The following is a 24759-nucleotide window of genomic DNA, read 5'->3' as shown; positions in this document are numbered from 1 at the left end:
TGCGGTATCTTGCGCTAGTCTGAAAACAGCAACGGTGGTGCAAGCCGCACCACCCAGCCGGCCGGGCCGCCAATTGCGGCCCGGTCATCGTCTTCCTCAGCGAGCGAGCGGATGTTCAAAGGTTTAGTTGGTTGGTTTCACAAGCTGGGCTCCCCGCCCTACTTCGACACCTTCGCCGCCCGTTGGTCCACCTGGTGTTACATCGCCGCACTACCGCTGTTCGGCTTCGGCCTTTGGCAGGCCTTGGCAGTGGTGCCTGCCGACTACCAGCAAGGCGACAGCTTCCGCATCCTCTACATCCACGTCCCGTCGGCGTGGATGAGCCTGTTCGTATTCGGGTTGATGGCGTTCTACAGCGCCATCGCGCTGATCTGGCGGATCAAGCTCTGCGAGATACTGGCCATGGCCTGCGCGCCCATCGGCGCCGCATTCACCCTGATCACCCTGCTCACCGGCAGCATCTGGGGCAAGCCGATGTGGGGCACCTGGTGGGATTGGGACCCGCGCCTGACCACCGAACTGATCCTGTTGTTCATGTACCTGGGCGTGATGGGCCTGTACGGCGCCATCGATGATCGCCGCGCCGCCGCCCGCGCCGCTGGCCTGCTGGCGATTGTCGGGGTGGTGATGCTGCCGATCATCCGTTACTCGGTGGTGTGGTGGAACTCGCTGCACCAGGGCCAGACCATCCGCGTGTTCGGCGAGTCCAGCATGGACAGCAGCATGATCCTGCCGCTGTGGATCATGGTGCTGGCCACCAAGTTCTGGTTCGTCGGCTCACTGTTGGCGCGCGCCCGCGCCGACAACCTGCGGCGCGAAGTCGGCAAGGCCTGGCTGCGCGAGAAGCTGGAGAAATCGGCATGACCTACTTCAAGTACGTGGCGCTGGCCTATGCCGTGTTCTTCATCGTGCTGGCCTGGGATTTCATCGTGCCGCGCCTGCAGATCCGCCAGCAGTTGCGCGAGGCGCGTGCGCGCCTCACCCGCGCCAGCCGCGGCAGCGCAGCAGCCGTTGATGAGGAACTGAGCCGATGAGCCCGACCCAGCGTCGCCGGTTGCTGCTGGTCCTGCTGGTCGTGCTGGTTGCCGGCGCAGCGGTGGCCCTGGTCAGCACTGCCTTGCAGCGCAACATCGCTTATCTCTACACGCCAGCCGAGGTCAAGGCCGGCCAGGTCGCACCGGACGCACGTTTCCGGCTCGGCGGCATGGTTGCGAAGGGCTCGTTCAAACGCGAACCCGGCGCGCTGCTCGCACGCTTCGAGGTCACCGACGGCGACGCGGTGCTGCCCGTCACCTACGACCGCATCCTGCCCGACCTGTTCCGCGAAGGCCAGGCGGTAGTCGCCACCGGACGCATGGCCAACGGCGTATTCGTCGCCGAAGACGTGCTGGCCAAACACGACGAGACCTATATGCCCAAGGAGCTGGCCGACAAGATGGGCGTGGCGCACGACAAGCATCAGGTCCCGGTCACCACCCCAACGACGGAAACGCCCTGAGTGCTTGGTGAAATCGGACAGGTATTGCTGATCCTCGCCCTGCTGGCAGCCCTGCTGCAAAGCGTCCTGCCGCTGATTGGCGCCCAACGCGGCATCCCGGCACTCACCGCGATTGCACGCCCGGCAGCGCTGCTGCAGCTGACCATGGTGCTCGCCGCCTTCGTGGTGCTGACGATTGCCTTTGTGCGCCAGGACTTCTCGCTGCGCTATGTCGCCGACAACTCCAACTCGCTGTTGCCGATGATCTACCGCTACTCGGCGGTATGGGGTGCGCACGAAGGCTCGTTGCTGATGTGGTCGCTGGTGTTGGCGCTTTGGACCGCAGCGGTTGCGGCGTTCTCGCGACAGTTGCCGCCCGAGGTGATGGCGCGGGTGTTGGCGGTGATGGGCATGATCAGCGTTGGCTTCCTCGCCTTCCTGCTGTTCACCTCCAATCCGTTCGCGCGCCTGCTGCCAGCGCCTAGTGAAGGCCACGACCTCAATCCGCTGCTGCAGGACCCGGGCCTGATCATCCACCCGCCCCTGCTGTATCTGGGCTACGTCGGCTTCGCGGTGCCGTTCGCCTTCGCCATAGCGGCACTGATTGATGGCCGCATCGACGTGCGTTGGTTGCGCTGGACCCGGCCGTGGACCAACGCGGCCTGGGGCTTCCTGACCATCGGCATCGCGCTGGGCAGCTGGTGGGCGTACTACGAGCTGGGCTGGGGCGGTTGGTGGTTCTGGGACCCGGTGGAGAACGCCAGCTTCATGCCATGGCTGGTGGGCGCGGCCCTGCTGCATTCGCAGGCGGCCACCGAAAAACGCGGCGTGTTTGTCGGCTGGACCTTGCTGTTGGCGATCGCCGCGTTTGCGCTGTCCCTGCTCGGCACTTTCCTGGTGCGCTCGGGCGTGCTGACCAGCGTGCACTCGTTTGCCGCCGATCCCTCGCGCGGCCTGTTCATCCTGATCTTCCTGGGCGTCGTGGTCGGCGGCTCGCTGCTGCTCTATGCAATCCGTGCACCCGGCATGGGTGGAAACAGCGCCGACCCGCGTCGGGCGTTCACACTCAACTCCCGCGAAAGCCTGCTGCTGGCCAACAACCTGCTACTCAGCTGCGCCTGCGCCATGGTGCTGCTCGGCACCTTGTATCCACTGCTGGCCGATGCGCTGGATCTGGGCAAGGTCTCGGTGGGGCCGCCGTACTTCGGCACGCTGTTCGTGGTGTTGATGGCACCGATGATCGTGCTGCTGCCGTTTGGCCCGCTCAGCCGCTGGCAGCGCGAGCAGGGCTTGCGCACGCTGGCGCTGTTGGCGCCATGGGCCGGTTTGGCGATTGTGCTGGGCATCATTGGCTGGTGGATGGCACCACAGGGCAAGTTCAAGACCGGCATCGGTATTGCCGGGGCTGCATGGGTAGCTGGCGGCACCGGCTATTACCTGTGGATGCGCCTGCGCAAAAGTGGTCGGCCCAATGCCGAAACCTGGGGAATGCTGATCGCCCACTTCGGCGTCGCCGTCTTCCTGGTCGGCGCCTTGTTGGTGGAAGCGCTGCATGTGCAGCATGAAGTGGCGCTGGCACCGGGCAAATCCATCGACGCCGGCGGGTATACGCTACTGTTCGAAGGCGTGGATGCCAGCGATGGGCCGAACTATCACTCCGACCGCGGGCACCTGCAGGTGTTGCGTGGCGACACGCTGATTACCCGCCTGCACCCGGAAAAACGCATGTACGCCAGCGGCGGCCAGCCGATGACCGAAGCTGGCATCCATCCCACCCTGGGTGGCGATATCTACGTGGCGCTGGGAGAATCACTGGGCGATGGCTCCTGGGCCGTACGCGTACAGATCAAACCTTTTGTCCGCTGGATCTGGTTGGGCGCGGCGCTGATGGCGCTGGGCGGTTTCATCACCGCCGTCGACCGCCGTTTCCGCAGGCTGCCTGAGAAATCGAAATGAATAGTCCTGCACCCGAATCCAACACCAAGCATCGCCTGCCGCCGGTCGCCATCGTCCTCGGGGCATTGTTCTTCCTCGGCCTGATGGGCTTGATGCTGTACGGCGTCAGCCGCTCCGGCAAACCCGACCGCGACAGCCTGCCCTCGGCGCTGATCAACAAGCCCGCCCCCGCCTTCTCCCTGCCGGTGCTGCATGACCCCAGCGTGCATGTCACCGACAAGCAGCTGCGTGGCGCCCCCTACCTGCTCAATGTCTGGGGCAGCTGGTGCCCGACCTGCCGCGATGAGCACCCCATCCTCACCCGCTTCGCCGAGACCAAGCGCGTGCGCGTGATCGGCTACAACTGGAAGGACGAGCCCAGCGAAGCATTGCGCTGGCTGGAGCAGTTGGGCAACCCCTACATGGTGGTGCTGGCCGACCAGGAAGGCCGCACCGCCCTGGACTGGGGCATTGCTGCCGCACCGGAAACCTTCCTGGTCGATGGCAGCGGCATCGTGCGCTGGAAGTACAGCGGCGCCATTACCCAGCAGGTGATGGACGAACAGCTGATTCCGGCACTGGAAAAAGTCGAAGCCGCCGCCGGTGGCAAACACGGTGCACCGGACCTCGGGGCCGCCCGATGAAAGCCTGGGCTGTGGTCCTGCTATGGCTGTGCCTGGTGTTCGCCGCCAGCGCGCAGCCAGCCGGCGACCCCAGCCCACTGCAATACCGCGACCGCGCCGAGGAAGTGCGCTTCCACGCACTCACCGCCGAACTGCGCTGCGTGCAATGCCAGAATCAATCACTGGCTGACTCCAACGCGCAGATCGCCCACGACCTGCGCCGCGAAGTGCTCAAGCTGATGCACGAAGGCCGCAGCGATGCCGAGATCAAGCAGTTCCTGGTCGACCGTTACGGCGAGTTCGTGCTGTACCGTCCGCAGCTGGAAGCCGGCACCGCCCTGCTCTGGTTCGGACCTGGCCTGTTGTTGCTGGCCGGCGCCGTGCTGTTGATCGTGCATGTACGGCGGCGTGGCCGCACCGTTCCTGTTGCCAGCAATGACGACGCCAGTCAGGAAGAGCGCGAATGGTGAATGCCGGCTTCATGACAGGCGCTGCAGTGCTGGCGGTAGTGGCAACCGGCGTCACCTTGTGGCCACTGTGGCGCGCCGGCAAACGGCGGATCTGGGGCAGTCTGGTTGCGATGGCGCTGGTCGCCACGCTGGGCCTGTACCAGTTGTTGGGAACTCCGGCGGCGATGCAGCCGCAACCTGAACCCGCTGCCGCGCCGCAGACCATCGAAGAAGGCATCGCCCAGCTGCAGGATGCCTTGAAGCAGAACCCCGAGCGCGTTGACGGCTGGGTGCTGCTGGCCCGCTCGCAGCTGGAGATCGGCAAGGTCGCCGATGCCGCTGCGGCCTACCAGCGCGCCGTGCAGCTGGCGCCGGAAGAACCCGGCCTGCTGCTCGAAGCCGCACAGACCCGCGCCCAGGCCGATCCCAAATTCCTGTTCGACGACACCGCCCAACAGTGGCTTGCCCGCGCCCGCCAGATCGCACCGGACAACGAGCGGGTGATCTGGCTCACCGGCATCGTGCAGCGTCAGCAAGGCCAGAACGAACAGGCCGCGCAGACCTGGGAAAGCCTGCTACCAAGGTTGGAGCCCGCCGCCGCAAACGCGCTGAAGGCGCAGATCGATATCGCCCGTGGCAAGGCGCCGACCTCCGCGCAGGTTGGCACAGCAACAACAACGGCAGCAGCAAGCACTGCCGGCGGCGGCATCACCATAACGGTTACCCTGGCCCCTGCCTTGGCCGAACGCGCCGCTGCCGGCAAGGAAACCATGTTCGTCATCGCCCGCATCCCTGGTGGCCCACCAATGCCGGTCGCCGTCGAGCGCCACCCTGCGCAGGCAGCGCCACTGACCGTCACCCTTGACGACGACGACAGCCCGATGCCCACGCAGAAGCTGTCGGCGCTACAGGAAGTGGAAGTGTTCGCCCGCCTGTCCGCCAGTGGCAATGCGATGCGCGGCGAAGGCGACGTCGAGTCGGTACCGATCAAGGTCAAATTGCCGACTGACAAGCCGTTGGCGATCATGCTGGGTCAGTAACCCGCTGCAAGCTGTCTTGTGGGAGCGGCGTAAGCCGCGAAGCGAGCATATCCAGCAGATGACAGAGATGCCATGTGCTTGGGCAACTTTAGCTTCGCGGCTTACGCCGCTCCTACAAACAACCCACTCTGGCCGGCACCGACAGCACTGCGGCCGTGGCCGTTCAAGTACCGCCCCGTAGCCCGGGTAAGCGCAGCGCACCCGGGGGAACTCGGCACCACGCGTGAAGCTCACGCCCTTCGCCGCATTTAAAGCGAATTTCACCGTCTTCGGCCGGCCTTGCCTCCCGGGTGCGCTGCGCTTACCCGGACTACAGGGCTGGTTCGGCACGCAGCCCCGGCACGCTCCGCTGGCGCGCCCACCTCGCCGGAATAGCGTGATAACCACTGGTTATCATCCATGCGAAGATGCGCCCGGCATCCCCGTTAAAATTGGCAGATGACTGAATTCACCCCCGTCGGCAGCCGCTTCCATGCGCTGTCTTCCCCATTCCCGATGAAGCGCGGTGGCAGCCTTGTCGGCGCCCACGTCGCCTACGAAACCTGGGGCAATCTGGCCGCCGATGCCAGCAACGCCATCCTGATCGTCACCGGCCTGTCGCCGGATGCGCACGCCGCCAGCAATGCCGACAACCCCGCCAACGGCTGGTGGGAGCCGATGCTTGGCCCCGGCAAGCCAATTGATACCGACCGCTGGTTCGTCATCTGCGTGAACTCGCTGGGCAGCTGCAAGGGCTCTACCGGCCCGGCCTCGTTGGACCCGGCCACCGGCAAGACCTACCGGCTGTCCTTCCCCGAGTTGTCGATTGAAGACGTGGCCAACGCCGCCGCCGAAGTCGTGCGCGCACTTGGCATCACCCAACTGGCCTGCCTGATCGGCAACTCGATGGGCGGCATGACCGCACTGGCGGTGTTGCTGCAGCACCCGGGCATCGCCCGCAGCCACATCAACATCTCCGGCAGCGCCCGCGCCCTGCCGTTCTCGATCGCCATCCGTTCGCTGCAGCGCGAGGCCATCCGCCTCGATCCAGCCTGGAACAACGGCGATTACGACGAAGTGCATTACCCGGAATCGGGCATGCGCATGGCGCGAAAACTCGGCGTCATCACCTATCGCTCGGCGCTGGAATGGGATGGCCGCTTCGGCCGCGTGCGGCTGGACTCGGACCAGACCGCCGAAGACCCGTTCGGCCTGGAATTCCAGGTCGAGAGCTATCTGGAAGGCCACGCCCGCCGCTTCGTGCGCCACTTCGACCCGAACTGTTATCTCTACCTCGGTCGATCCATGGACTGGTTCGACCTGGCCGAATACGCCGATGGCGACGTATTGGCAGGGCTGGCGAAGATCCAGGTTGAGCGCGCGTTGGCCATCGGCGCCAACACCGACATCCTGTTCCCGGTGGAACAGCAGCAGCAAATCGCCGACGGCCTGCGCGCAGGTGGCGCCGACGCGCAGTTCATTGGTATGGATTCACCACAAGGCCATGACGCCTTCCTGGTGGATTACGACCGCTTCGGCCCTGCCGTGGCACAGTTCCTGCGGACACTTCCGACAGCCACGTAAACACCGCCCCGAACTCGGATGCAGGTGGCCGCTGATGGCCCCCTGCCCACTGCGCACAGCACCCTGAAGCCTCCGACAACCGGAGGTCAGCCATGTCGCGCCTGTTGCTGTTTCTGCTGCTCTTGCTCTGCGGTTCGCTCGCCGCCGCACCCGCCGCCGCGCCACCGTTGATGCTGGCCAGCAGTTGGCAGGACGGGCCGGATGTATCCCTCTATCTGGTCAGCGAGAAACTCGACGGCGTGCGCGCACGCTGGGACGGTCACGCGCTCTGGACCCGCGCCGGTCACCGCATCCCGACGCCGGCATGGTTTACCCAGGGCTGGCCCAAGCAGGCGATCGACGGCGAATTATGGATGGCACGCGGTCAGTTCGAAGCCACCAGCGGGCTCATCCGCAGCAGCCCAGCCGATGAGCAGCAGTGGCGCAAGCTCCGTTTCATGGCCTTCGATCTACCCCATGCCACCGCTGGCTTCGCCCGGCGCCATGCCCAGCTCAGCCGGATCATCGCCAATCAAGCCAACCCCTATCTGCTCGCCATAGAGCAACGCCGTCTGCCAGATACCGAAAGCCTGCACCGACACCTGCGCAGCATCGTCCAGGCTGGCGGCGAAGGCCTGATGCTGCATCACCAGGACAACCGCTACAGCGACGGCCGTAGCGCTGGCTTGTTCAAACTCAAACCGTACGACGATGCCGAAGCACGCGTGATCGGCCATGTACCAGGCAAGGGCAAGTATGCCGGCATGGTCGGCGCGCTGCTCGTGCGTGCCGACAGCGGTGCACAGTTCCGCCTCGGCAGCGGCCTGAGTGATGCGCAGCGTGCCGATCCACCGCCGATCGGCAGTCAGGTGACCTATCGCTACAACGGCCTGACCGTGCACGGCCTGCCCCGCTTTCCGCGTTTCCTGCGGGTACGAGATGATCGCTGATCAAAGCAATCATTCCTTGTAGGACCGGCGTAAGCCGCGAAGCACATACATCATCAGATGGCACACGCACATGGGGTCTCAGCATTGCCAGCTTCGCGGCTTACGCCGTTCCCACAAAAGCAGACCCGGTGCAGGGCTTCACAGCCGCTCATGTTTGCGCTGCAATGGCGGCAACAAACAAGGGCAAGCTCGATGCGCTATCAAGGCCGGCTGCAGGATTGGAACGATGACAAGGGCTTCGGATTCGTGATTCCGAACGGCGGTGGTGACCGCGCCTTCGTCCATATCAAAGCCTTCGAGCAGCGCACGCAACGTCCGACTGACGGCATGCTGATCAGCTATGCGCTGCGCAGGGACGAACGCGGCCGCTTCAATGCCATCGCGGTGCGCTCGGCAAGCGCCACCAAAACCGTCACTTCCAAGCCAAAGCGTCCTCCGTTTACCGCGCGCCTGCCGCACGTCCTGCTGGGTGCATGCGCCCTGCTCTGCATACTGGGACTATGGATTGCCAAGTTGATACCCGAATGGACCTTGCCGGTGATTGGCGGGATGAGCGTCTTAGCGCTGGGCTTCTATCTCCACGACAAGGGCGCAGCTGCACGCGGTGAGCAGCGCACGCCCGAAAACACCTTGCACCTGATCTCCCTGCTCGGGGGCTGGCCGGGCGCGCTGATCGGCCAGGGGCTGTTCCGCCACAAGACCAGCAAGTCCAGTTTCCAGGCCATGTTCTGGCTGACGGTCGTGCTCAATGTCACCGCAATCTGGCTCCTTGCCAGTGGCAGACTAAGCCTTCCCCACTAAGCACGCAGCCGCAATGCCAGCGCAGCCCGGCTAAGCGCAGCGTACCCGGGAACTCCGGCCGAGCCCCCAAAAGCAGCCACAGCATCCTCAGGCTTGAAGGTGCAACGCTTTCTCCGGGCCAGGAGTCGCTGACCATGCCAAAGGATTCCGCGACTTCCAGCCCAAGGAACGATCATGGCCTGGCTGTGTAGCCGAGCCGTGCAGATGCCGGTCGCTTATCATCTGCGCTCCCAAGCTCCAGCACGGCATCATGGATCGAGCCATTTTGAAATCCGCACTCCGCCTCGCTTACCTGCATCTTGTCGCCCTCAGCGCCGTCCTCCTCGCTGCGATGCCGAACGCGCTGGCGCAAACCGCACGCAAGCCGTCGTCCTATGAGGTCAGACAGGGCACCACCGCAGCTGCCATCGACAATGCCCAAGCCCCGGCGCAGTTGGCGCGCATCGCCAGTCGTGACGATTTCATGCGCCTGGCGCGGATTTACAACCCCGGCACGGCGCTGGAAATGCCGCACCTGATCTTCACCATCGACCGCCGTGACCCGGCCCGTATCTATTACATCAATACGCCACGCTACGAACTGCACGAGAACTTCGTGCGCCGCGAACGGCTGCTGCCACAGCTGGACAAGGCCACCCTCAACGCGCAGTACAAGGACCCGCAGCGGCGTTTCCTGTTCGGCACCGTAAGCTGGCAGCGCGATCTGCCCGGCTATACCTACGAGTTCTGGGAAGGCGACCAGCTGACACCGGCACTGCTCAGGCAGACCGATCAGCTGGTACGGGGATCGTTCTACGAGGCGATCCGCTTCAAGACCAATTCCACGTTGCACGAACAGACCGCCCGCTCCGCCGGCCTGCCCTTCACCACCCAGGAAGCACTGCTGCGCGAGCAATCCTTCCTGCCCTTGAACACGGGTATCGCCAGTGGCCGCCTGCGCATAGTCCGCTCGATCGAACAGGCAAGCGACCTGTCGCCGCAGGACATCGTGGTACTGGACGAGGTTCCGATCTCGCTGCCACCGGTTGCCGGCCTTGTTACCCAACGCCCATCGACGCTGTTGTCGCACGTCAACCTGCTGGCCAAGGGGTGGCGTATCCCCAACGTCTATGTCCGCGACGCGCAGGCTGCATTGCGCGTCTACGACGGACAATGGATCGAGCTGGAAGTCACAAACAACGATTACAAGGTGCGACCAGCCCTGCGTCCAACCCGCACGCCTCCCGGAACCACGCAAGCCGGGGTGCGCAATCTGCCGCGGCCCGACCTGTCGGTCACCACGCTGAAGCCGCTTTCGGCATTGCGCGCCAGGGACAGCAATCATTGCGGCGTCAAAGCGGCGAATCTGGGCACCCTCAGATCCGCGCTGCCGCCTTCGGCCCGCGTTCCCGACGGATTCTGCGTTCCCTTCTCGCAGTACCAATCGGCGATGCAGAAGCTGCGCATAAACGAGCGACTGGCCGCACTACAACAGCAGCCGGGTTTCGCCACCGATGCCAATGTCCGCCGCACTGCCCTCACCGCACTGCGTGCCGAGATCGCCAACGCCGTGCCGGACCCTGCGCTGGCGCGCAGCCTGCAATCGCAGTGGCAGAGCCAGCTGCAGGGCCGTGGCGTATTCGTGCGCAGCTCCTCCAACTCCGAGGACCTGCCCAACTTCAGCGGCGCCGGCCTGTACACGACGGTGCCCAATGTCGTCGGCACCGATGCGCTGGTGCGGGCCGTGCAGACGGTATGGGCGTCGGTCTACAACTTCGAGGCCTACGAAGCACGCCGCGCTGCTGGTTTGGGCCAGGACGCAGTGGCGATGGCGGTACTGGTGCAGCTGGCCGCGCCCTCGGACAGTTCCGGGGTGATGATCACCCGCGATCCATTTGATGCAGCACGTCGCCATATCACCTATATCTCGGCCAAGCGCGGCCTCGGCATCCGCGTGGTGGAAGGCAAGCGGCAGGCCGAGCAGGTGATGTATTCGAACTGGTCCAAGGCCGTGCAGGTGCTCAGCCGTTCCGCGGAGGACACCCAACTGGTCGCCAATGCCAGCGGCGGTGTTCGCGAAGTGGCGCTGACCGGCTCCCGCCAGGTGTTGACCGATGCGCTGATCGCGAGGCTGGCAGCGGTTGGCAGCCGCACCAAGCAGGCGTTGGGCGGAGTTGATCAGGACATCGAATGGGCAGTGGTTGGCGATGACATACTCATCCTGCAATCGCGGCCCTATGTGGATGGAAGCAGCCGCTAGGGACTGCCCCATCTTCTCCATCGCCCAGTACCAGCCGATTCGGACGTGCCCGTGGACAAGATCGATCTCAAGCGCCAGCTGAAGCAGCTCTACCAGCCCTCGGCCAAGGCCATTGCCGAGGTCGACGTGCCTGCCTTCAACTTCCTGATGATCGATGGCGCTGGCAATCCGAACACCGCGCAGGAGTACGGGGATGCCGTGGAAGCGCTGTTCTCCGTCGCCTACACCATCAAGTTCGCACTCAGGAAAGCCGGGCGGATGGACTACGCCGTGATGCCGCTGGAGGGTCTATGGTGGGCTGATGACATGGCGGCGTTCCAGCGCGATGAGAAGCAGCATTGGCTGTGGACCATGATGATCATGCAACCTTCGGAGGTGTGCCGGCAGGACGTGGAGTCCGCGGTCAACGCCTTGCAGAAGAAGTCCCTGCCTGGCCTGTCAAAGCTGCGCTTCGAGACATTTCACGAAGGACGATGTGCGCAGCTGCTGCATGCTTTCATCGGCGAGCGATCCGCATTGCGCGGCAAGCACCATGAGATCTACCTGAGCGACATCAGAAGAGCAGCACCGGAGAAGTGGAAAACCATCATCCGCCAGCCCATGCAATGAATCACAATGATGACCAACCCCGCCCTCAGCCCGAGTAACAGGAGCCCAGCATGACCTTCTGGCTGGTCGCAACAGCAGCCAGCATCGGCCTGGGCTTGGCGGCCGGCGCCTTGTGCCGACGAACCTGGCTTGCCGTGCTGCTTGCCGCCCTGCTCGGCGGACTGCTCGCACCCTATCTTGGCCTGCGCTTTGTCTGGGATGTGACCGGCCATCGCGATGCGCAGGATGGCCTGGCTTTCCTGTTCGGGCCGATGATCACCGTACCTGTTGCCAGCCTTGTCGCCTATGGTTTCAAGCGCTTGCGTAGAAACAAACGCAGCTGACGACGCACGCTTGTTCGTCGCAACCTGGAGGTTTCCAAAGCCGGGCATAGCCCGGCTCAAAGCTCGCTATTGCTGGGTCAAGCGCCCCTGCTGCAACCGGTACTCGCGCTGCACCACACCTTCAGGCAGTCGATCATGGGTGATCATCAACAGGCTGCGCTGCCCCAGCGCCGCCGCCAGATCGAGCAGCAGCGCATGCGCGGTATCCACGTCCAGGCCTTCGGTCGGCTCGTCCAGCACCATGATCGGCGCGTTGCGCAGCAAGGCACGCGCCAAGGCCAAACGCCGCGCCTGACCCGCCGACATGGTGGCACCGTTCTCACCCACCCATGCGGCGAGCCCGCCTTGTTGCTGCGCCCAATCGCTCAAGCGCACCTGCGCCAGTACCGCCCACAAGGCGTCGTCACCGGCCTGCGGATCACCCAACCGCAGATTGTCCGCAATGCTGCCGGCAAACACCGGTGCCCCTTGTGGCAACCAGGCAATCTGCCGATACCAATCATCCTGGACGAACTCACGCAGATCGACACCACCGAAGCGCACTGCCCCCTGCTGCGGGTCCCATAGCCGCAGCAGCAGGGCGGACAAGGTCGTCTTGCCGCAGCCGCTGTCGCCACGGATGGCGATGCGCTCACCCGGCGCCAGCTGCAGATCCACGCCATCCAGCAGACGCCGCGTCTCGCCCGGCCAGGCAAACACCACCTGCTCGAACACAACCGCGGCGGCATCCGCAACCACGGCGCGAGGCTGGACCGGGTCCTGCACGGCTGGCGCCTGATCAACAATCTGCCGCAGACGCTTGCCAGCCACCCGCGCCGACTGCAGGGCCTGCCAGGCAATGCCACTGCCTGCTGCGACCTCCAGCAGCGCAACGGTCAGGAACACCAGCGTTGCGGCGAATGGCGCCTCCACCTTGCCAGCCTGGAACGCCGTCAAGGCCAACCACAGCATCGCCAACAGGCCAAGCCCAGCCAGTGCCGAATGCAGCACGTTGCCACCGATAAGACGGCCGCGACGTCGTTGATCGCTGCGCGCCAACTGCTGCGCCGCTGCATCCACACGCAGCGCCCAATCATCGCGGGCATCCAGGGCGGTGAGATCAGCCGCGCCTTCCAGGCCTTCAAACGCCAAAGTACGCAGGCTGGCGCGCTGCTGCGCGCGCTCGGCCTCGACCGCGTCGCCACGGCGCACCGCGAACACCGGAACGCCAATTCCCACCAACACCGCGAGCACCAGTAACAACAGTGCCGCCGGCCAGTAAATGAATCCGGCCGCGACCACACTCGCCAGGGCGGCGCCCGCCAAGGCCAGCAAGGGACTGATCGCCCGCACCATCAAGCCGTCGACTTCGCCGATATCGGTGATCAGCCGTGCCAGCAACTCACCGGTACGACTGCTTCCCAATCGGGCAGGCGCCAACGGCAATGCACGCTGGAAGAACCACACGCGCAGGTCACGCGCAATCCGCAAGGTCGCATCGTGGCCTACGAGCTTTTCGAAGTAGCGCGAGACGATGCGCGCCATCGTCAAGGCGCGGATACCGGCCGACGGCGAGAAGAAGTTGAAAGTGCCGCCCATGCCCAAGGCACCGGCCAACGCTGCGGCGGTGAGGAAGCCACCGGACAAACCCAGCAGGCCAATCCCGGCCAGCATGGTGGTGAACAGCAGCACCGTCGCCAACGCCAGCCGCCAGCGGTGGCGCTTGAATACATCACGCATCGTCTGCGGGCTCATGCGCGCGCTCCCTGCACTGCAACCTGCACGCTGCCCTGCAGATCGACGATCTTGTCGGCCCAGCGCATCGCCGCCTCGCTATGGGTGGCCATCAGCACCGTGCGACCACGCGTATGCGCGGCCAGGGCCTGCAGCAGATCCCCCTCGGTCTGCGGATCAAGGAAGGCGGTGGGTTCGTCGAGCAGGAACAGATCCGGCTCCAGCAGCAATAGCCGCGCCAGTCCAATCCGCCGCGCTTCACCGCCAGACAGACCAAAGCCACGCTCACCGATCACCGTATTCAAGCCCAAGGGCAGATGCTGGGCAAAGCGCATCACCTGGGCCACTTCAGCCACCGCCTGCAGGCGCACAGCGCTTACTGCCGGGTCGGCCATGCGCAGGTTGTCGGCAATCGAGCCGTGGAACAGATAGGGACGCTGGCCTGCGTAGCCGATGCGCACGCCGTCCCGAAGCACGATGCGACCTTCGCGCGGCGGCAGCCAGCCGGCCAGGGCTTCCAGCAAGGTGCTTTTTCCACTGCCACTGGGGCCGATCAGGGCCAGGCGCTGACCGTCGCCGATCTCCAGCGAAAAATCCTTCAACACATCGTGGGTGGCGCCTTGGGGGCGCAGCACGACATTGCGCACCGACACCAGCGGCGCGTGCAACTGCGCCGGCTCCGTCGCTACCAGGGACGCAGCGACGGAAGTTGCCGCAGCAGCATCCTGATCGTCAGCCAGCAGGCGCTCGACTTCGGCCGCTGCCGCCAACGCATTGGCACGGTCGTGGTAGTGCGCGGCCAGGCGCCGCAGCGGCGCGTAGAACTCCGGCGCCAGCAGCAGGCAGAACATGCCGGTGCCCAAGGTCGGCACCACCGAGTGCAAGGACATCAACCCCAGATAGCTCAAACCCAGGTACAGGGCCACCATCGCCACGCTGACCGAGGCGAAGAATTCCAGCACCGTGGAGGACAGGAAGGCGATGCGCAGCACCTTCATGGTGCGTTCGCGCACGCCATCAGCGGCGGCGGCAACGCCTTCCAGCTCGGCCTCACCGCGCCCGTACAGGCGCAACAGTCCCAATCCCTTGATACGATCGGCAAAGTGGCCACTCATCCGCGCCAGCTCGCCCAGCTGTGCCCGACCCGCGGCCTCGGCACCCCAGCCGACCAGCATCATGAAGAACGGCACCAGCGGCGCGGTGAAGATGAAGATCAGCGCCACCACCCAGTCCACATAGGCCACGGCGGCGGCAATCAGCAGCGGCACCACCACCACTTCCACCCGCACCGGCTGGAATCCGGCGTAATAGCCCTCGATGGCATCGCCATGCGACAGCAGCAGCTCGCCCAGTTCACCCGTGCGCTGGCGGCGCAGCCACAGCGGTCCGCGTGCCAGCAAACGCCGGTAGACCTGCTCGCGCAGGGCCAGTTTGGCGCTGTCGGCGACCTTGCCGGCGGCGGTCTGCGCGACCCCGCCGAGCAGGCTGCGCAGCACCAGCACCGCCGCCAATATCCAGAAACCGTGAATTACCTGTACCCAATTCAGTCCTTCCACGACTATGCTCTGGATCAACCAGGCAATGGCGCCAGCCTGCACGATCAGCAGCGCACCTGAAGTACAGACGGCCAAGGCCGCCAAACGCTGCTGTGACCGGGCCCCGGACGCCAGCGCCGCCAGCCACTGCTGCTGTACGCGGCGTTGCTGCTGCACCGCGTTGGAATGTGGAACTTCGCTCAAGACTGACAACTCAGGTGAAGGAGATCTACGTGATTGTAAGCAAGCCGTACCCCGCCTGCCGGCCCTGCACGATCGGCGTTGGACAGCCAGCCCACATTGATCCAGATCAAGGCATTGGCAGGCCTGAACGGGGAGTATCGCTGCCATAGAACCCCTCCCAGCCACTCCATGACGCCCAATTCCCACGAGGTAGCCAGGCCATGATCGACTCAACAGTCGTAGAACTGTCACGTCTACAGTTCGCGCTGACCGCGATGTACCACTTCATTTTCGTCCCGCTCACGCTGGGGCTCTCTTTCATGATCGCGATCATGGAGAGCGTCTATGTGATGACCGGCAAGGATGTCTGGCGCCGCATGACCCTGTTCTGGGGCGTGCTGTTCGGCATCAACTTCGCCATGGGTGTGGGTACCGGTATCGTGATGGAGTTCCAGTTCGGCATGAACTGGTCCTATTACAGCCACTATGTGGGTGACATCTTCGGCGCACCGCTGGCCATCGAGGGCCTGATGGCGTTCTTCCTGGAGGCGACCTTCATCGGTCTGTTCTTCTTCGGCTGGGGCCGCCTGTCCAAGGTGCAGCATTTGACCGTGACCTGGTTGATGGCGCTGGGCACCAACCTGTCGGCACTGTGGATCCTGATCGCCAACGGCTGGATGCAGTACCCCGTGGGTGCGGTGTTCAATCCGGAAACGATGCGCATGGAGGTGGTGGATTTCGCCGCCGTGCTGCTGAACCCGGTGGCCCAGGCCAAGTTCGTGCATACCGTCTCGGCCGGTTATGTGGCTGGCGCGATGTTCGTGATGTCGATCTCGGCGTTCTTCATGCTGCGCGGCAAGCACCGCGAAATTGCCCGTCGCTCGTTCGCGGTGGCCTCGGCCTTCGGCCTGCTGGCATCGATCTCGGTTGCCGTGCTGGGTGATGAATCCGGTTACGCCACGGCCGAAAACCAGAAGATGAAGCTGGCTGCCATTGAGGGCATGTGGCATACCCATCCGGCTCCGGCACCGTTCACTGCATTCGGTATCCCGAACCAGCAGGAACAGCGCAACGACTTCGAAGTGCAGATCCCGTACGTGATGGGCCTGATCGCCACCCGCTCGCTGGATGAGGAGATCCCGGGCATCCTGGACCTGGTCAAGCAGGCCGAAGGTCGCGTCAAGGGGGGTCAGATCGCCTACGCCGCACTGGAACGCATCCGCGCCGACAAGAACGACGTTGAAGCCCGCGAGGTCTTTGACCGTCATTGGCAGGATCTGGGCCACGGCCTGCTGCTGAAGCGTTACCGCGACGACATCGAGAACGCCACCCCCGAGCAGATTGCACAGGCTGCGCTGGATACGGTGCCGACGGTTGGCCCGCTGTTCTGGACCTTCCGCGTCATGGTCGGCCTCGGCATCTACATGATTGGCTTCTTCGCCCTGGCCTTCTACTACTCCTGCCGCAACAACTTCGAGGACAAGCGCACCTTCCTGCGGGTTGCCCTGTGGTCGCTGCCGGCACCGTGGATCGCCATCGAATGCGGTTGGTTCATCGCCGAGTACGGCCGCCAGCCGTGGGCTGTTGATGGTGTGCTGCCGACGTTCTATGCCGCCTCGGGCCTGGCCGTCTACGAAATCCTGGCAACGCTGGTCGGCTTCACTGCGCTGTACACGGTGCTGCTGGTCATCGAAGTCAAGCTGATGCTCAAGGCCATCCGCAAGGGCCCGGACGACATCCTGCCCTCGCTGCAGCAGTCGGCCGTCGCAACCAACCACGCCAATGCCGCCGGCAACGGCCAGGCATAAGGCAGGAGAACACACATGGAATTCATTCTTCTGGACTACACGACGCTACGCGTGATCTGGTGGCTGCTGCTGGGCGTGCTGCTGATCGGCTTTGCGGTGATGGACGGTTTCGACCTCGGCGTTGGCACCTTGCTGCCGTTCGTGGCCAAGACCGATGAAGAGCGCCGCCTGGTGATCAACACCATCGGCCCGGTTTGGGAAGGTAACCAGGTGTGGCTGGTGCTCGGTGGCGGCGCGATCTTCGCCGCCTGGCCGCCGCTGTATGCGGTGAGCTTCTCCGGCTTCTACCTGGCGATGTTCCTGATCCTGTTCGCCCTGATCCTGCGCCCGGTCGGCTTCAAGTACCGCGGCAAGATGCCCAGCCAGCGCTGGCGCAACAACTGGGACAAGGCGCTGTTCATCGGCGGCTTCATCCCGGCGCTGATCATGGGCGTGGCGGTTGGCAACGTGCTGCTTGGCGTGCCGTACCACTTCGATGACACCCAGCGCGTGTTCTACACCGGCAACCTGCTCGGCCTGTTGACCCCGTTCGCCCTGCTGGCTGGCCTGGTCAGTGTGGCGATGCTGGTGTCGCACGGTGCGGCCATGCTGGTGCTCAAGACCAGCGGTCCGGTCGCTGAGCGTTCGGCAAAGATCGGCAGCATCGCCGCCATCGCCTCGTTCGTACTGTTCGCCCTTGCCGGTGCCTGGGTTGCCTTCGGCCTGCCGGGTTACCAGATCACCTCGCAGGTGGTTACCGATGGTGCCAGCAACCCGCTGTTGAAGACGGCTGAGTTCTCGCAGGCCGGCGGCTGGCTGCACAACTACAGCACCATGCCGGCCACGATCCTGGCGCCGGTGGTGGGCCTGCTGGGTGCACTGGCCAGTGCGGTGTTGTTGCGCAAGCGCCGTGGCGGCCTGGCCTTCATCGCCTCCGGTGCCTCCATTGCCGGCATCATCTTCACCGTTGGCTTTGCGATCTTCCCGTTCCTGCTGCCTTCCTCCACCCAGCCGGGCTCCAGCCTGACGGTGTGGGACGGCTCCTCCAGCCACCTGACCCTGTGGGTGATGCTGCTGGCCACCGTGATCTTCCTGCCGATCATCATCGCCTACACCACCTGGGTGTACCGCGTACTGAAGGGCAAGACCACGCTGGAAGAAATGGGTGAAAACCCGAACGCCTACTGATCCGCAACGACAACATCAAGGAGACAACTCATGTGGTATTTCGCTTGGATTCTGGGTGCTGGCCTCGCTGCGACGGTCGCCATCCTAAACGGCATGTGGTTTGAAGCGCGCGAAGCAAACAAGATCGATGCAAAGCGCTGAAAAACTGCGTGAAGGTATTGCCAAAACGCCGGACTGAGCGTATCTTTCCGGCTCCCTTCGCGGGGTGTAGCTCAGTCTGGTAGAGCGCTACGTTCGGGACGTAGAGGTCGCAGGTTCGAATCCTGTCTCCCCGACCAAAGGGTCGAAACTAGCCTGGAACAACGGCAACGTTGTCCAGGCTTTTTATTCGCCGGTACATGATTACCGGCAGCCAACGCACCACGCCTTGCAGGCAGCGCTGGCTGAACAAAAGAACTTGCAGGGCACGAGGTTCACCGCTATCATAGGCGGCTCCTTCGGGGTGTAGCTCAGTCTGGTAGAGCGCTACGTTCGGGACGTAGAGGTCGCAGGTTCGAATCCTGTCTCCCCGACCAATTTGACAAAAGCCGGCCTCTGGTCGGCTTTTGTTTTTGGTGGGTTTCAAACGACGCCACCCACCGCGTCGGAGTAAGCAATGTCCACGTCCGCCCAGCCCCTTCCCCGGCACCCCCTGCTCAAGGGCCGCCTGCTGGCATTCATCGCCATCGTGCTGGTCTCGGCCAACCTGCGCAGCGCGGTCACCTCGCTGACGCCACTGCTGGACCGGCTTGGCCACATCTTCGATTTCGGCAGCACCATGACCGGTGTGCTCGGCATGATGCCGACCGCCGCCTTCGCCGTATTCGGCCTGGCCACCCCGCGTATCACCCGCGCCATCGGCCTGGAGCGCACGGCAGTACTGACCATGGTGCTGGCTACCATCGGCCTGCTGTTGCGCGCCTTCTCCGGCAACGTCGGCATGCTGCTGCTGGGCTCAGCCATCGCCCTGGCCGGCATGGGCATGGGCAACGTGGTGGTGCCGCCGCTGGTAAAGCGCTATTTCGCCGACCGCGTCGGCACCTTGAGCACCATCTACATCACCGTATTGCAGGCCGGCACCATGGTGCCTGCGCTGCTGGCGGTACCGGTGGCTGATCAGTTCGATTGGCGCATCTCGCTGGGCATGTGGTCACTGCTGTCGCTGGCCGCGTTGCTGCCGTGGATCCTGCTGGCACGCAGCGCCCCACGCGCGGAAGCAACAACCACCACCAACGCCGAGCACGCCGCTGGCCGCGTCTGGAAGACGCAACTCGGCTGGGGCATGGCGCTGATGTTCGGCATGACCTCGCTGGGTACGTATTCCCTGTTCACCTGGTTGCCGAAGGTGATGGTGGAAGCCGGCGCCAGTGAATCCTTCGGCGGCGTGATGGTGGCGGTGTATTCGGCCATCGGCCTGCTGCCCTCGCTGCTGGTGCCCGCCCTGGCGGTGCGCATGCGCAACCCGTTCCCGATCGCGATGATGGTGTTCGTGCTGAACATGATCGCCTTCGCCGGCCTGCTGTGGGCACCGATGAGCGCACCCTTGCTGTGGGCGGTGATCGCCGGCCTGGGCCCGTCCACCTTCCCGCTCGGCCTTACCCTGATCAACCTGCGCACCCGCAGCCAGGCCGGCTCGGCGGCGCTGTCCGGCTTCATGCAGGGCGTGGGTTACAGCCTGGCCAGCCTGGGCCCGCTGCTGTTTGGCTGGCTGCATGGCCTGAGCAACGGCTGGACCTGGTCGTTCGCCTTCCTCGCCGTATGTTCCGGCGTGCTGCTGACCGGCGCCTGGTTTGCCTGCAAGCCACAGCAGTTGGAAGACCACTGGAAGTGAGCTGCCGTTGATACAGGAAAGCCGCCGATGTGAATCGGCGGCTTTTTCGTATTCGCGCAAGCAACGTAGCCCGGGTAAGCGCAGCGCACCCGGGGATTGCAATGGTCGAAGACCTGCAGCACCTTAACGCTACGTGCTCCCGGGTGCGCTGCGCTTACCCGGGCTACGATGGGGACTTACTTCAGCGGATGCCTGACCTGGCCTTCGCCGCGCACCACGAAGCGCTCCACCGTGAGTGCCTCCAGCCCCATCGGCCCGTAGGAATGCAGGCGCGTGGTGGAAATGCCGATCTCCGCCCCCAGCCCCAGTTCGCCGCCGTCGGAGAAGCGCGAAGAAGCATTGACCATCACCACCGCCGAGCGCAGTGCACGCACGAAGGCTTCGCCATGGGCGGGATCGCCGGTGGCGATCACCTCGGTATGGTCGGAGGTATAGGTCTGGATATGGGCGATGGCCGCCTGCATGTCCGGCACCACGCGGATGGCCAGGATCAGGTCCAGGTATTCGGCCGCGTAATCCTCCTCGGTGGCCGCGGCGATGCCGGGCAGCAGCGCCTGGCTGGCCGCATCACCGCGCAGTTCGACACCCCTCTCGCGCAGCGCGGCCGCGGCCAGCGGCAGGAAGCGTGGCGCGATGGCCTCATGCACCAGCAAGGTCTCCAGCGAATTGCAGGCCGCCGGGCGCGAGGTTTTGCCATCCACCAGCAGGTCCACTGCCAACTGCAGGTCAGCGCTGTCATCGACAAACAGGTGGCAGACGCCCTTGTAGTGCTTGATTACCGGCACCCGCGCGTGTTCGGCGACAAAGCGGATCAGCCCTTCGCCGCCGCGCGGAATAGCCAGGTCGATAAGGTCGTTGAGCTGCAGCAGCTCCAACATGGTCTCGCGGCGCAGGTCTTCGACCAGCGTGAGTGCCGCATCAGGCAAGCCGGCCTCGCGCAACGCACGCTTGAGGCTGGCAGCAATCGCCGTATTGGAATGGATGGCCTCCGAGCCACCGCGCAGGATCACGCCGTTGCCGGCCTTGATGCACAGCGCTGCGGCATCGGCAGTCACGTTCGGGCGTGCCTCGTAGATCATCGCGATCACGCCCAACGGCACCCGTACCTTCTGCACACGGATGCCATTGGGGCGGTCGTAGTCCCGGGTCACCTCGCCCACCGGATCCGGCAAGGCAGCGACTTCGCGCAGCGCATCGGCCACACCGCGCAGACGTTCCGGGTTCAAGGCCAGCCGATCCAGCATCGCCGAGCCCACCCCCTTGTCGCGTGCCGCCTGCAGGTCACGCGCGTTGGCGGCGAGGATGCTGCCTGCATCGGCTTCCAGCGCAGCAGCCATCGACTTCAGCAGCGCGCTGCGGGCCTGACTGGAAAGCAGGCCCAGTTGCTGCGCGGCATCGCGGCACTGCAATGCAAGGGTGCGGATATCACTCATGTTCTGTCCTGCCGATGATCAAAGGAAAACTCACAGCAACACCAGGTCGTCACGGTGGACCACGTTGTCGCCGTAGTTGTAGCCAAGGATGGATTCGATCTCACGGGTGTGGTGCTGGCTGATGCGGCGGATATCGACTGCCGAGTACTGGCTGACGCCGCGCGCCACCTGTTGCTGGCCCCGCGCATCGAACAGCCGCACCTCCACCATGTCACCACGGCGGAACTCGCCCTCCGCACCCACCACGCCCCCTGGCAGCAGCGAGGCGCCCTTGTCACGCAATGCGCGTGCCGCGCCGGCGTCGATCAGGATCGCACCCGGCTCCAGCGGCGCATGTTTCAGCCAATACTTGCGCGCGGCAATACGTGACTGCCCGGCATGCAGGCGGGTGCCGTACAAGCGCCCCTGTGCCAACCCGCGCACCACGTCGGCGCTGCGGCCATTGAACAGGAAGGTGTCGATGCCGGCTGCGCCAGCCTTGGCAGCGGCCTGCAGTTTGGTCTGCATGCCGCCGGTGCCTACCGCGCTGCCGCTGCCGCCGGCCATTGCAAGGACGTCCGGGGTCAATTCGGCGACCTCGTTGATCGGTTGCGCATCGGGATTGCTGCGCGGGTCGGCGGTGTACAACCCGTCGATGTCGGTGGCGATGAACAAGGCATCGGCATCGACCAGCGCGGCGACGATGGCGGCGAGGTTGTCGTTGTCACCAAGCTTGAGCTCATCCACCGATACGGTGTCGTTCTCGTTGATCACCGGCAAGGCGCCCAGTGCCAGCAACTCATTGAGCGTTGCGCGCGCATTGAGATAGCGCCGGCGATTGCGCAGGTCATCGTGGGTCAGCAGCACCTGCGCCACCGGGCGCTCGAAGAAGCGCTGCCACAAGGCGATCAGCTGCGCCTGCCCCAGCGCGGCCAGCGCCTGCCGCGCGGCCATGGCTGCACCGGCCTCCGCGGCCTTGGGAACGATGGCGCGGCCTGCGGCAACGGCGCCGGAGGAGACGATCACCACTTCGCGCCCGGCCAGCACATTGGCCGACACGAACTGCGCCAGCCCGAGCGCGAAGCGCGGGGTCAAGCCGCCACCATCGGCAGCCAGCAGACTACTGCCGACCTTGAGGACGGCGCGGCGCCATTGCGGTAGTGCTTGTTCGGTGAACGGAGAGAACGACGTCTGGATCATGGGATCAGCGGGTGTTCCACTCGTGGATGGTCAGCTCGGAGCTGCCCTGGATGGCCAAAGGGTCGCTGGCGACGATGGCCTTGGCGGCTTCGAGGGTGTCGACATTCTTCAGCACGTAGGCGCCGCCGGTACCGTCGCTGAAGCCACCGGTCAGGTGCAGCTGGTCCTTGCCGCTGAGTGCATCGAGAAAGGCTTTGTGCGGCGCAATTACCGCGTCGTCGAACGACGGCTTCCGCATTGCCAATACCAGGTAGAGCTTCATTGAATTCTCCTTTAGCTGCGTATGACACCACGCCGAAGCGGAAGGTGGTGCGATTGCTTTCGCATGGAACTTGCTTTGGCTTTGGCTTTGGCTTTGGCTTTGGCTTTGGCTTAAGCCCCTCTCCCGCCTGCGGGAGAGGGGTTGGGGTGAGGGCAAGCTTCTAGCTAAGCGAAAAATCAAAAGCCCCCCTCATCCGCCCTTTGGGCACCTTCTCCCGCAGGCGGGAGAAGGGACAGCCACAGCCAAAGCCAAAGCCAAAGCCACAGCCACAGCCAAAGCCACAGCAAGAGCCGGGCAAAAACCAATACGGGCGCCATCCGGCGCCCGCATCAGAACATCAGCCCTGCAGCGCGCTCCAGCGCGCACCAAGCTCTTCCAGTCGTAGATCCGCGGCCGCACCGGGCGACACGCGTGCCGCCAAGCTGCCCTCGGGTGTACGCCCCTGCCCTGCCGTATCCGATGCCGCTGCTGCGGCCTTGTACGCATCACGGAACGGCACGCCCGCCACCGCGGCTTCCACCGCAACGTCGGTCGCATACATCCCCGAATCAATCGCTGCGCGGATGTTGTCATCGCGCCAATCCAGGTTCGACAACAAGGCCGGCAGCAGTTCCAGCGCGGCAAGGCCACGGCCAAAGCCGTGCACGATGGCGCCCTTGGAGTTCTGCAGGTCACGCTGGTAGCCGGACGGCAGCGACAGCAGCTGCTCGATCTCGGTACGCGCGGCGGCAACGCTGGCATGGGTGGCACGCATCAACTCGATCACATCCGGGTTGCGCTTGTTCGGCATGATCGAGCTGCCGGTGGTGTACTGCGCCGGCAGCGCCACGAAGGCGAACTCACCGGTGGTGAACAGCGACAGGTCCCAGGCGATACGACGCAGGTCCAGTGTCGCCCCACCCAAGGCTTCCAATGCGGCCAGCTCGAACTTGCCGCGCGAAAGCTGCGCGTAGATCGGGCTGATCTGCATGCGCGAGAATGCCAGCGCCCTGGTGGTGTGCTCGCGGTCCAGCGGCAGGTTGACGCCATAACCAGCTGCCGTACCCAGCGGGTTGGTGTCGATCAGCGCGCGGGTGTCACGGGCACGAATGGCATTGTCGATGAAGGCCTCGGCCCAGCCGGCCCACCACATGCCCGCCGAGGACACCACGGCGCGCTGGATATGCGTGTAGCCCGGCAGCGGCTGCAGCGTTTCGGCCGCAGCACGATCCAAGGCGACCTTGGCAACTTCGGCGCTGATCTGCGCCACACGCTCCAGCTTGTCCTTCAGCCACAGACGCGTGGCGACCAGGATCTGATCGTTGCGGCTGCGGCCGGTATGGATCTTGCGGCCGGCATCGCCAAGACGCTCGGTCAGGCGTGCCTCGATGGCCGAATGGCAATCCTCGTACTGCTCGTCCAGCACGAAGCTGCCACTGCGGAAATCCTCGGCCAGGATGGCCAGCTCGCGCTTGAGCGCGCCCAACTCGTCGGCGCTGAGGATGCCGATGTGCTGCAGGCCCTCGGCGTGTGCGGTGCTGGCCTGGATGTCGTGCAGGAAAAACTCACGGTCCAGGATGACGTCGTCACCGGCCAGGAAGGTCTGGATCTTCGCATCAACCGCAACGCCGGGCTTCTGCCAAAGCAAATTTGTCATGTCGATCTCTCTCAATGCAGCCATGTAGGCGCGGCGTAAGCCGCG

The 24759-nt window shown here is 64.6% G+C and carries 23 protein-coding genes and 2 tRNA genes; 19 read left to right on the top strand and 6 right to left on the bottom strand.

From position 1 onward, the window contains the following. Window positions 1–111 precede the first annotated feature (111 nt). From ccmC to AC1VXC_RS00625, 13 genes are all read left to right on the top strand, one after another. Complete coding sequence (ccmC, locus tag AC1VXC_RS00685) at window positions 112–864, top strand: heme ABC transporter permease CcmC (protein WP_313169691.1); 753 nt, start codon at window positions 112–114, stop codon at window positions 862–864. Further along, on the top strand, window positions 861–1034 hold the full coding sequence (gene ccmD / locus AC1VXC_RS00680; RefSeq protein ID WP_481539149.1) for a heme exporter protein CcmD: 174 nt from the start codon (window positions 861–863) through the stop codon (window positions 1032–1034). Before ccmC ends, ccmD begins: the two co-directional genes overlap by 4 nt. Beyond that, on the top strand, window positions 1031–1498 hold the full coding sequence (gene ccmE / locus AC1VXC_RS00675) for a cytochrome c maturation protein CcmE (RefSeq protein WP_313494968.1): 468 nt from the start codon (window positions 1031–1033) through the stop codon (window positions 1496–1498). Before ccmD ends, ccmE begins: the two co-directional genes overlap by 4 nt. Then, window positions 1499–3433: a heme lyase CcmF/NrfE family subunit gene (locus AC1VXC_RS00670; RefSeq protein WP_313169686.1), complete on the top strand. Its 1935-nt coding sequence runs from the start codon at window positions 1499–1501 to the stop codon at window positions 3431–3433. Continuing rightward, a complete protein-coding gene (locus tag AC1VXC_RS00665) occupies window positions 3430–4056 on the top strand; it encodes a DsbE family thiol:disulfide interchange protein (protein WP_313169684.1) in 627 nt (208 codons plus the stop codon). The genes AC1VXC_RS00670 and AC1VXC_RS00665 overlap by 4 nt, the downstream gene beginning before the upstream one ends. Beyond that, on the top strand, window positions 4053–4505 hold the full coding sequence (locus AC1VXC_RS00660) for a cytochrome c-type biogenesis protein (protein WP_313169682.1): 453 nt from the start codon (window positions 4053–4055) through the stop codon (window positions 4503–4505). Before AC1VXC_RS00665 ends, AC1VXC_RS00660 begins: the two co-directional genes overlap by 4 nt. Continuing rightward, window positions 4499–5524, top strand: a complete 1026-nt coding sequence (locus AC1VXC_RS00655) for a tetratricopeptide repeat protein (RefSeq protein WP_482994987.1) — start codon at window positions 4499–4501, stop codon at window positions 5522–5524. Before AC1VXC_RS00660 ends, AC1VXC_RS00655 begins: the two co-directional genes overlap by 7 nt. Before the next feature lie 438 nt (window positions 5525–5962). Then, window positions 5963–7087, top strand: coding sequence for a homoserine O-acetyltransferase MetX (metX, locus tag AC1VXC_RS00650; protein WP_481539151.1), 1125 nt, complete (start codon window positions 5963–5965; stop codon window positions 7085–7087). A gap of 92 nt (window positions 7088–7179) precedes the next feature. Continuing rightward, a complete protein-coding gene (locus tag AC1VXC_RS00645; protein ID WP_313169676.1) occupies window positions 7180–8016 on the top strand; it encodes a DNA ligase in 837 nt (278 codons plus the stop codon). 192 nt (window positions 8017–8208) lie between these two features. After that, complete coding sequence (locus AC1VXC_RS00640) at window positions 8209–8817, top strand: DUF1294 domain-containing protein (RefSeq protein ID WP_481539159.1); 609 nt, start codon at window positions 8209–8211, stop codon at window positions 8815–8817. 265 nt (window positions 8818–9082) lie between these two features. Next, window positions 9083–11056 (top strand): PEP/pyruvate-binding domain-containing protein, encoded by a 1974-nt coding sequence (locus AC1VXC_RS00635; protein WP_313494976.1) that lies wholly within the window; start codon window positions 9083–9085, stop codon window positions 11054–11056. Window positions 11057–11107: 51 nt separating this feature from the next. Further along, window positions 11108–11665, top strand: a complete 558-nt coding sequence (locus AC1VXC_RS00630; protein WP_481539152.1) for a GyrI-like domain-containing protein — start codon at window positions 11108–11110, stop codon at window positions 11663–11665. 50 nt (window positions 11666–11715) lie between these two features. Then, window positions 11716–11988 carry a hypothetical protein gene (locus AC1VXC_RS00625; protein ID WP_481539153.1) on the top strand — a complete coding sequence of 91 codons (273 nt, stop codon included), beginning with the start codon at window positions 11716–11718 and terminating at the stop codon, window positions 11986–11988. A 66-nt stretch (window positions 11989–12054) separates the two neighbouring features. Here AC1VXC_RS00625 and cydC read toward each other — a convergent pair whose 3' ends face one another. Further along, complete coding sequence (gene cydC / locus AC1VXC_RS00620) at window positions 12055–13722, bottom strand: thiol reductant ABC exporter subunit CydC (protein WP_481539154.1); 1668 nt, start codon at window positions 13720–13722, stop codon at window positions 12055–12057. After that, a complete protein-coding gene (gene cydD, locus AC1VXC_RS00615) occupies window positions 13719–15440 on the bottom strand; it encodes a thiol reductant ABC exporter subunit CydD (RefSeq protein ID WP_481539155.1) in 1722 nt (573 codons plus the stop codon). The genes cydC and cydD overlap by 4 nt, the downstream gene beginning before the upstream one ends. Window positions 15441–15640: 200 nt before the next feature. Between cydD and AC1VXC_RS00610 the strand changes: the two genes are divergently transcribed. The 6 genes from AC1VXC_RS00610 to AC1VXC_RS00585 all read left to right on the top strand — a co-directional run bounded on the left by AC1VXC_RS00610 (window position 15641) and on the right by AC1VXC_RS00585 (window position 20204). Next, on the top strand, window positions 15641–17227 hold the full coding sequence (locus AC1VXC_RS00610) for a cytochrome ubiquinol oxidase subunit I (RefSeq protein WP_313169663.1): 1587 nt from the start codon (window positions 15641–15643) through the stop codon (window positions 17225–17227). A 15-nt stretch (window positions 17228–17242) separates the two neighbouring features. After that, window positions 17243–18394 (top strand): cytochrome d ubiquinol oxidase subunit II, encoded by a 1152-nt coding sequence (cydB, locus tag AC1VXC_RS00605; protein ID WP_313169661.1) that lies wholly within the window; start codon window positions 17243–17245, stop codon window positions 18392–18394. A gap of 30 nt (window positions 18395–18424) precedes the next feature. Next, a complete protein-coding gene (gene cydX / locus AC1VXC_RS00600; protein ID WP_282269734.1) occupies window positions 18425–18535 on the top strand; it encodes a cytochrome bd-I oxidase subunit CydX in 111 nt (36 codons plus the stop codon). Between the two features lie 60 nt (window positions 18536–18595). After that, window positions 18596–18672: transfer RNA gene (locus AC1VXC_RS00595), tRNA-Pro, on the top strand. 160 nt (window positions 18673–18832) lie between these two features. After that, a tRNA-Pro gene (locus AC1VXC_RS00590) sits at window positions 18833–18909 on the top strand. An 80-nt stretch (window positions 18910–18989) separates the two neighbouring features. Next, a complete protein-coding gene (locus AC1VXC_RS00585) occupies window positions 18990–20204 on the top strand; it encodes a CynX/NimT family MFS transporter (protein WP_481539156.1) in 1215 nt (404 codons plus the stop codon). Between the two features lie 176 nt (window positions 20205–20380). Here AC1VXC_RS00585 and AC1VXC_RS00580 read toward each other — a convergent pair whose 3' ends face one another. From AC1VXC_RS00580 to AC1VXC_RS00565, 4 genes are all read right to left on the bottom strand, one after another. Beyond that, entirely contained in the window at window positions 20381–21637 is a 1257-nt protein-coding gene (locus AC1VXC_RS00580) for a glutamate-5-semialdehyde dehydrogenase (RefSeq protein WP_481539157.1), read from the bottom strand. Window positions 21638–21667: 30 nt separating this feature from the next. Beyond that, window positions 21668–22816: a glutamate 5-kinase gene (gene proB / locus AC1VXC_RS00575; RefSeq protein WP_481539158.1), complete on the bottom strand. Its 1149-nt coding sequence runs from the start codon at window positions 22814–22816 to the stop codon at window positions 21668–21670. A 4-nt stretch (window positions 22817–22820) separates the two neighbouring features. Continuing rightward, complete coding sequence (locus tag AC1VXC_RS00570; protein ID WP_313169654.1) at window positions 22821–23078, bottom strand: YciI family protein; 258 nt, start codon at window positions 23076–23078, stop codon at window positions 22821–22823. A 337-nt stretch (window positions 23079–23415) separates the two neighbouring features. Further along, entirely contained in the window at window positions 23416–24714 is a 1299-nt protein-coding gene (locus tag AC1VXC_RS00565; protein ID WP_313169653.1) for an argininosuccinate lyase, read from the bottom strand. Window positions 24715–24759: the final 45 nt, after the last annotated feature.

The organism is Stenotrophomonas sp. STEN033 (genome assembly GCF_056856655.1).
The sequence above is the reverse complement of the archived record's forward strand: the minus strand, read 5'-3'. Positions and strand labels throughout refer to the sequence as shown.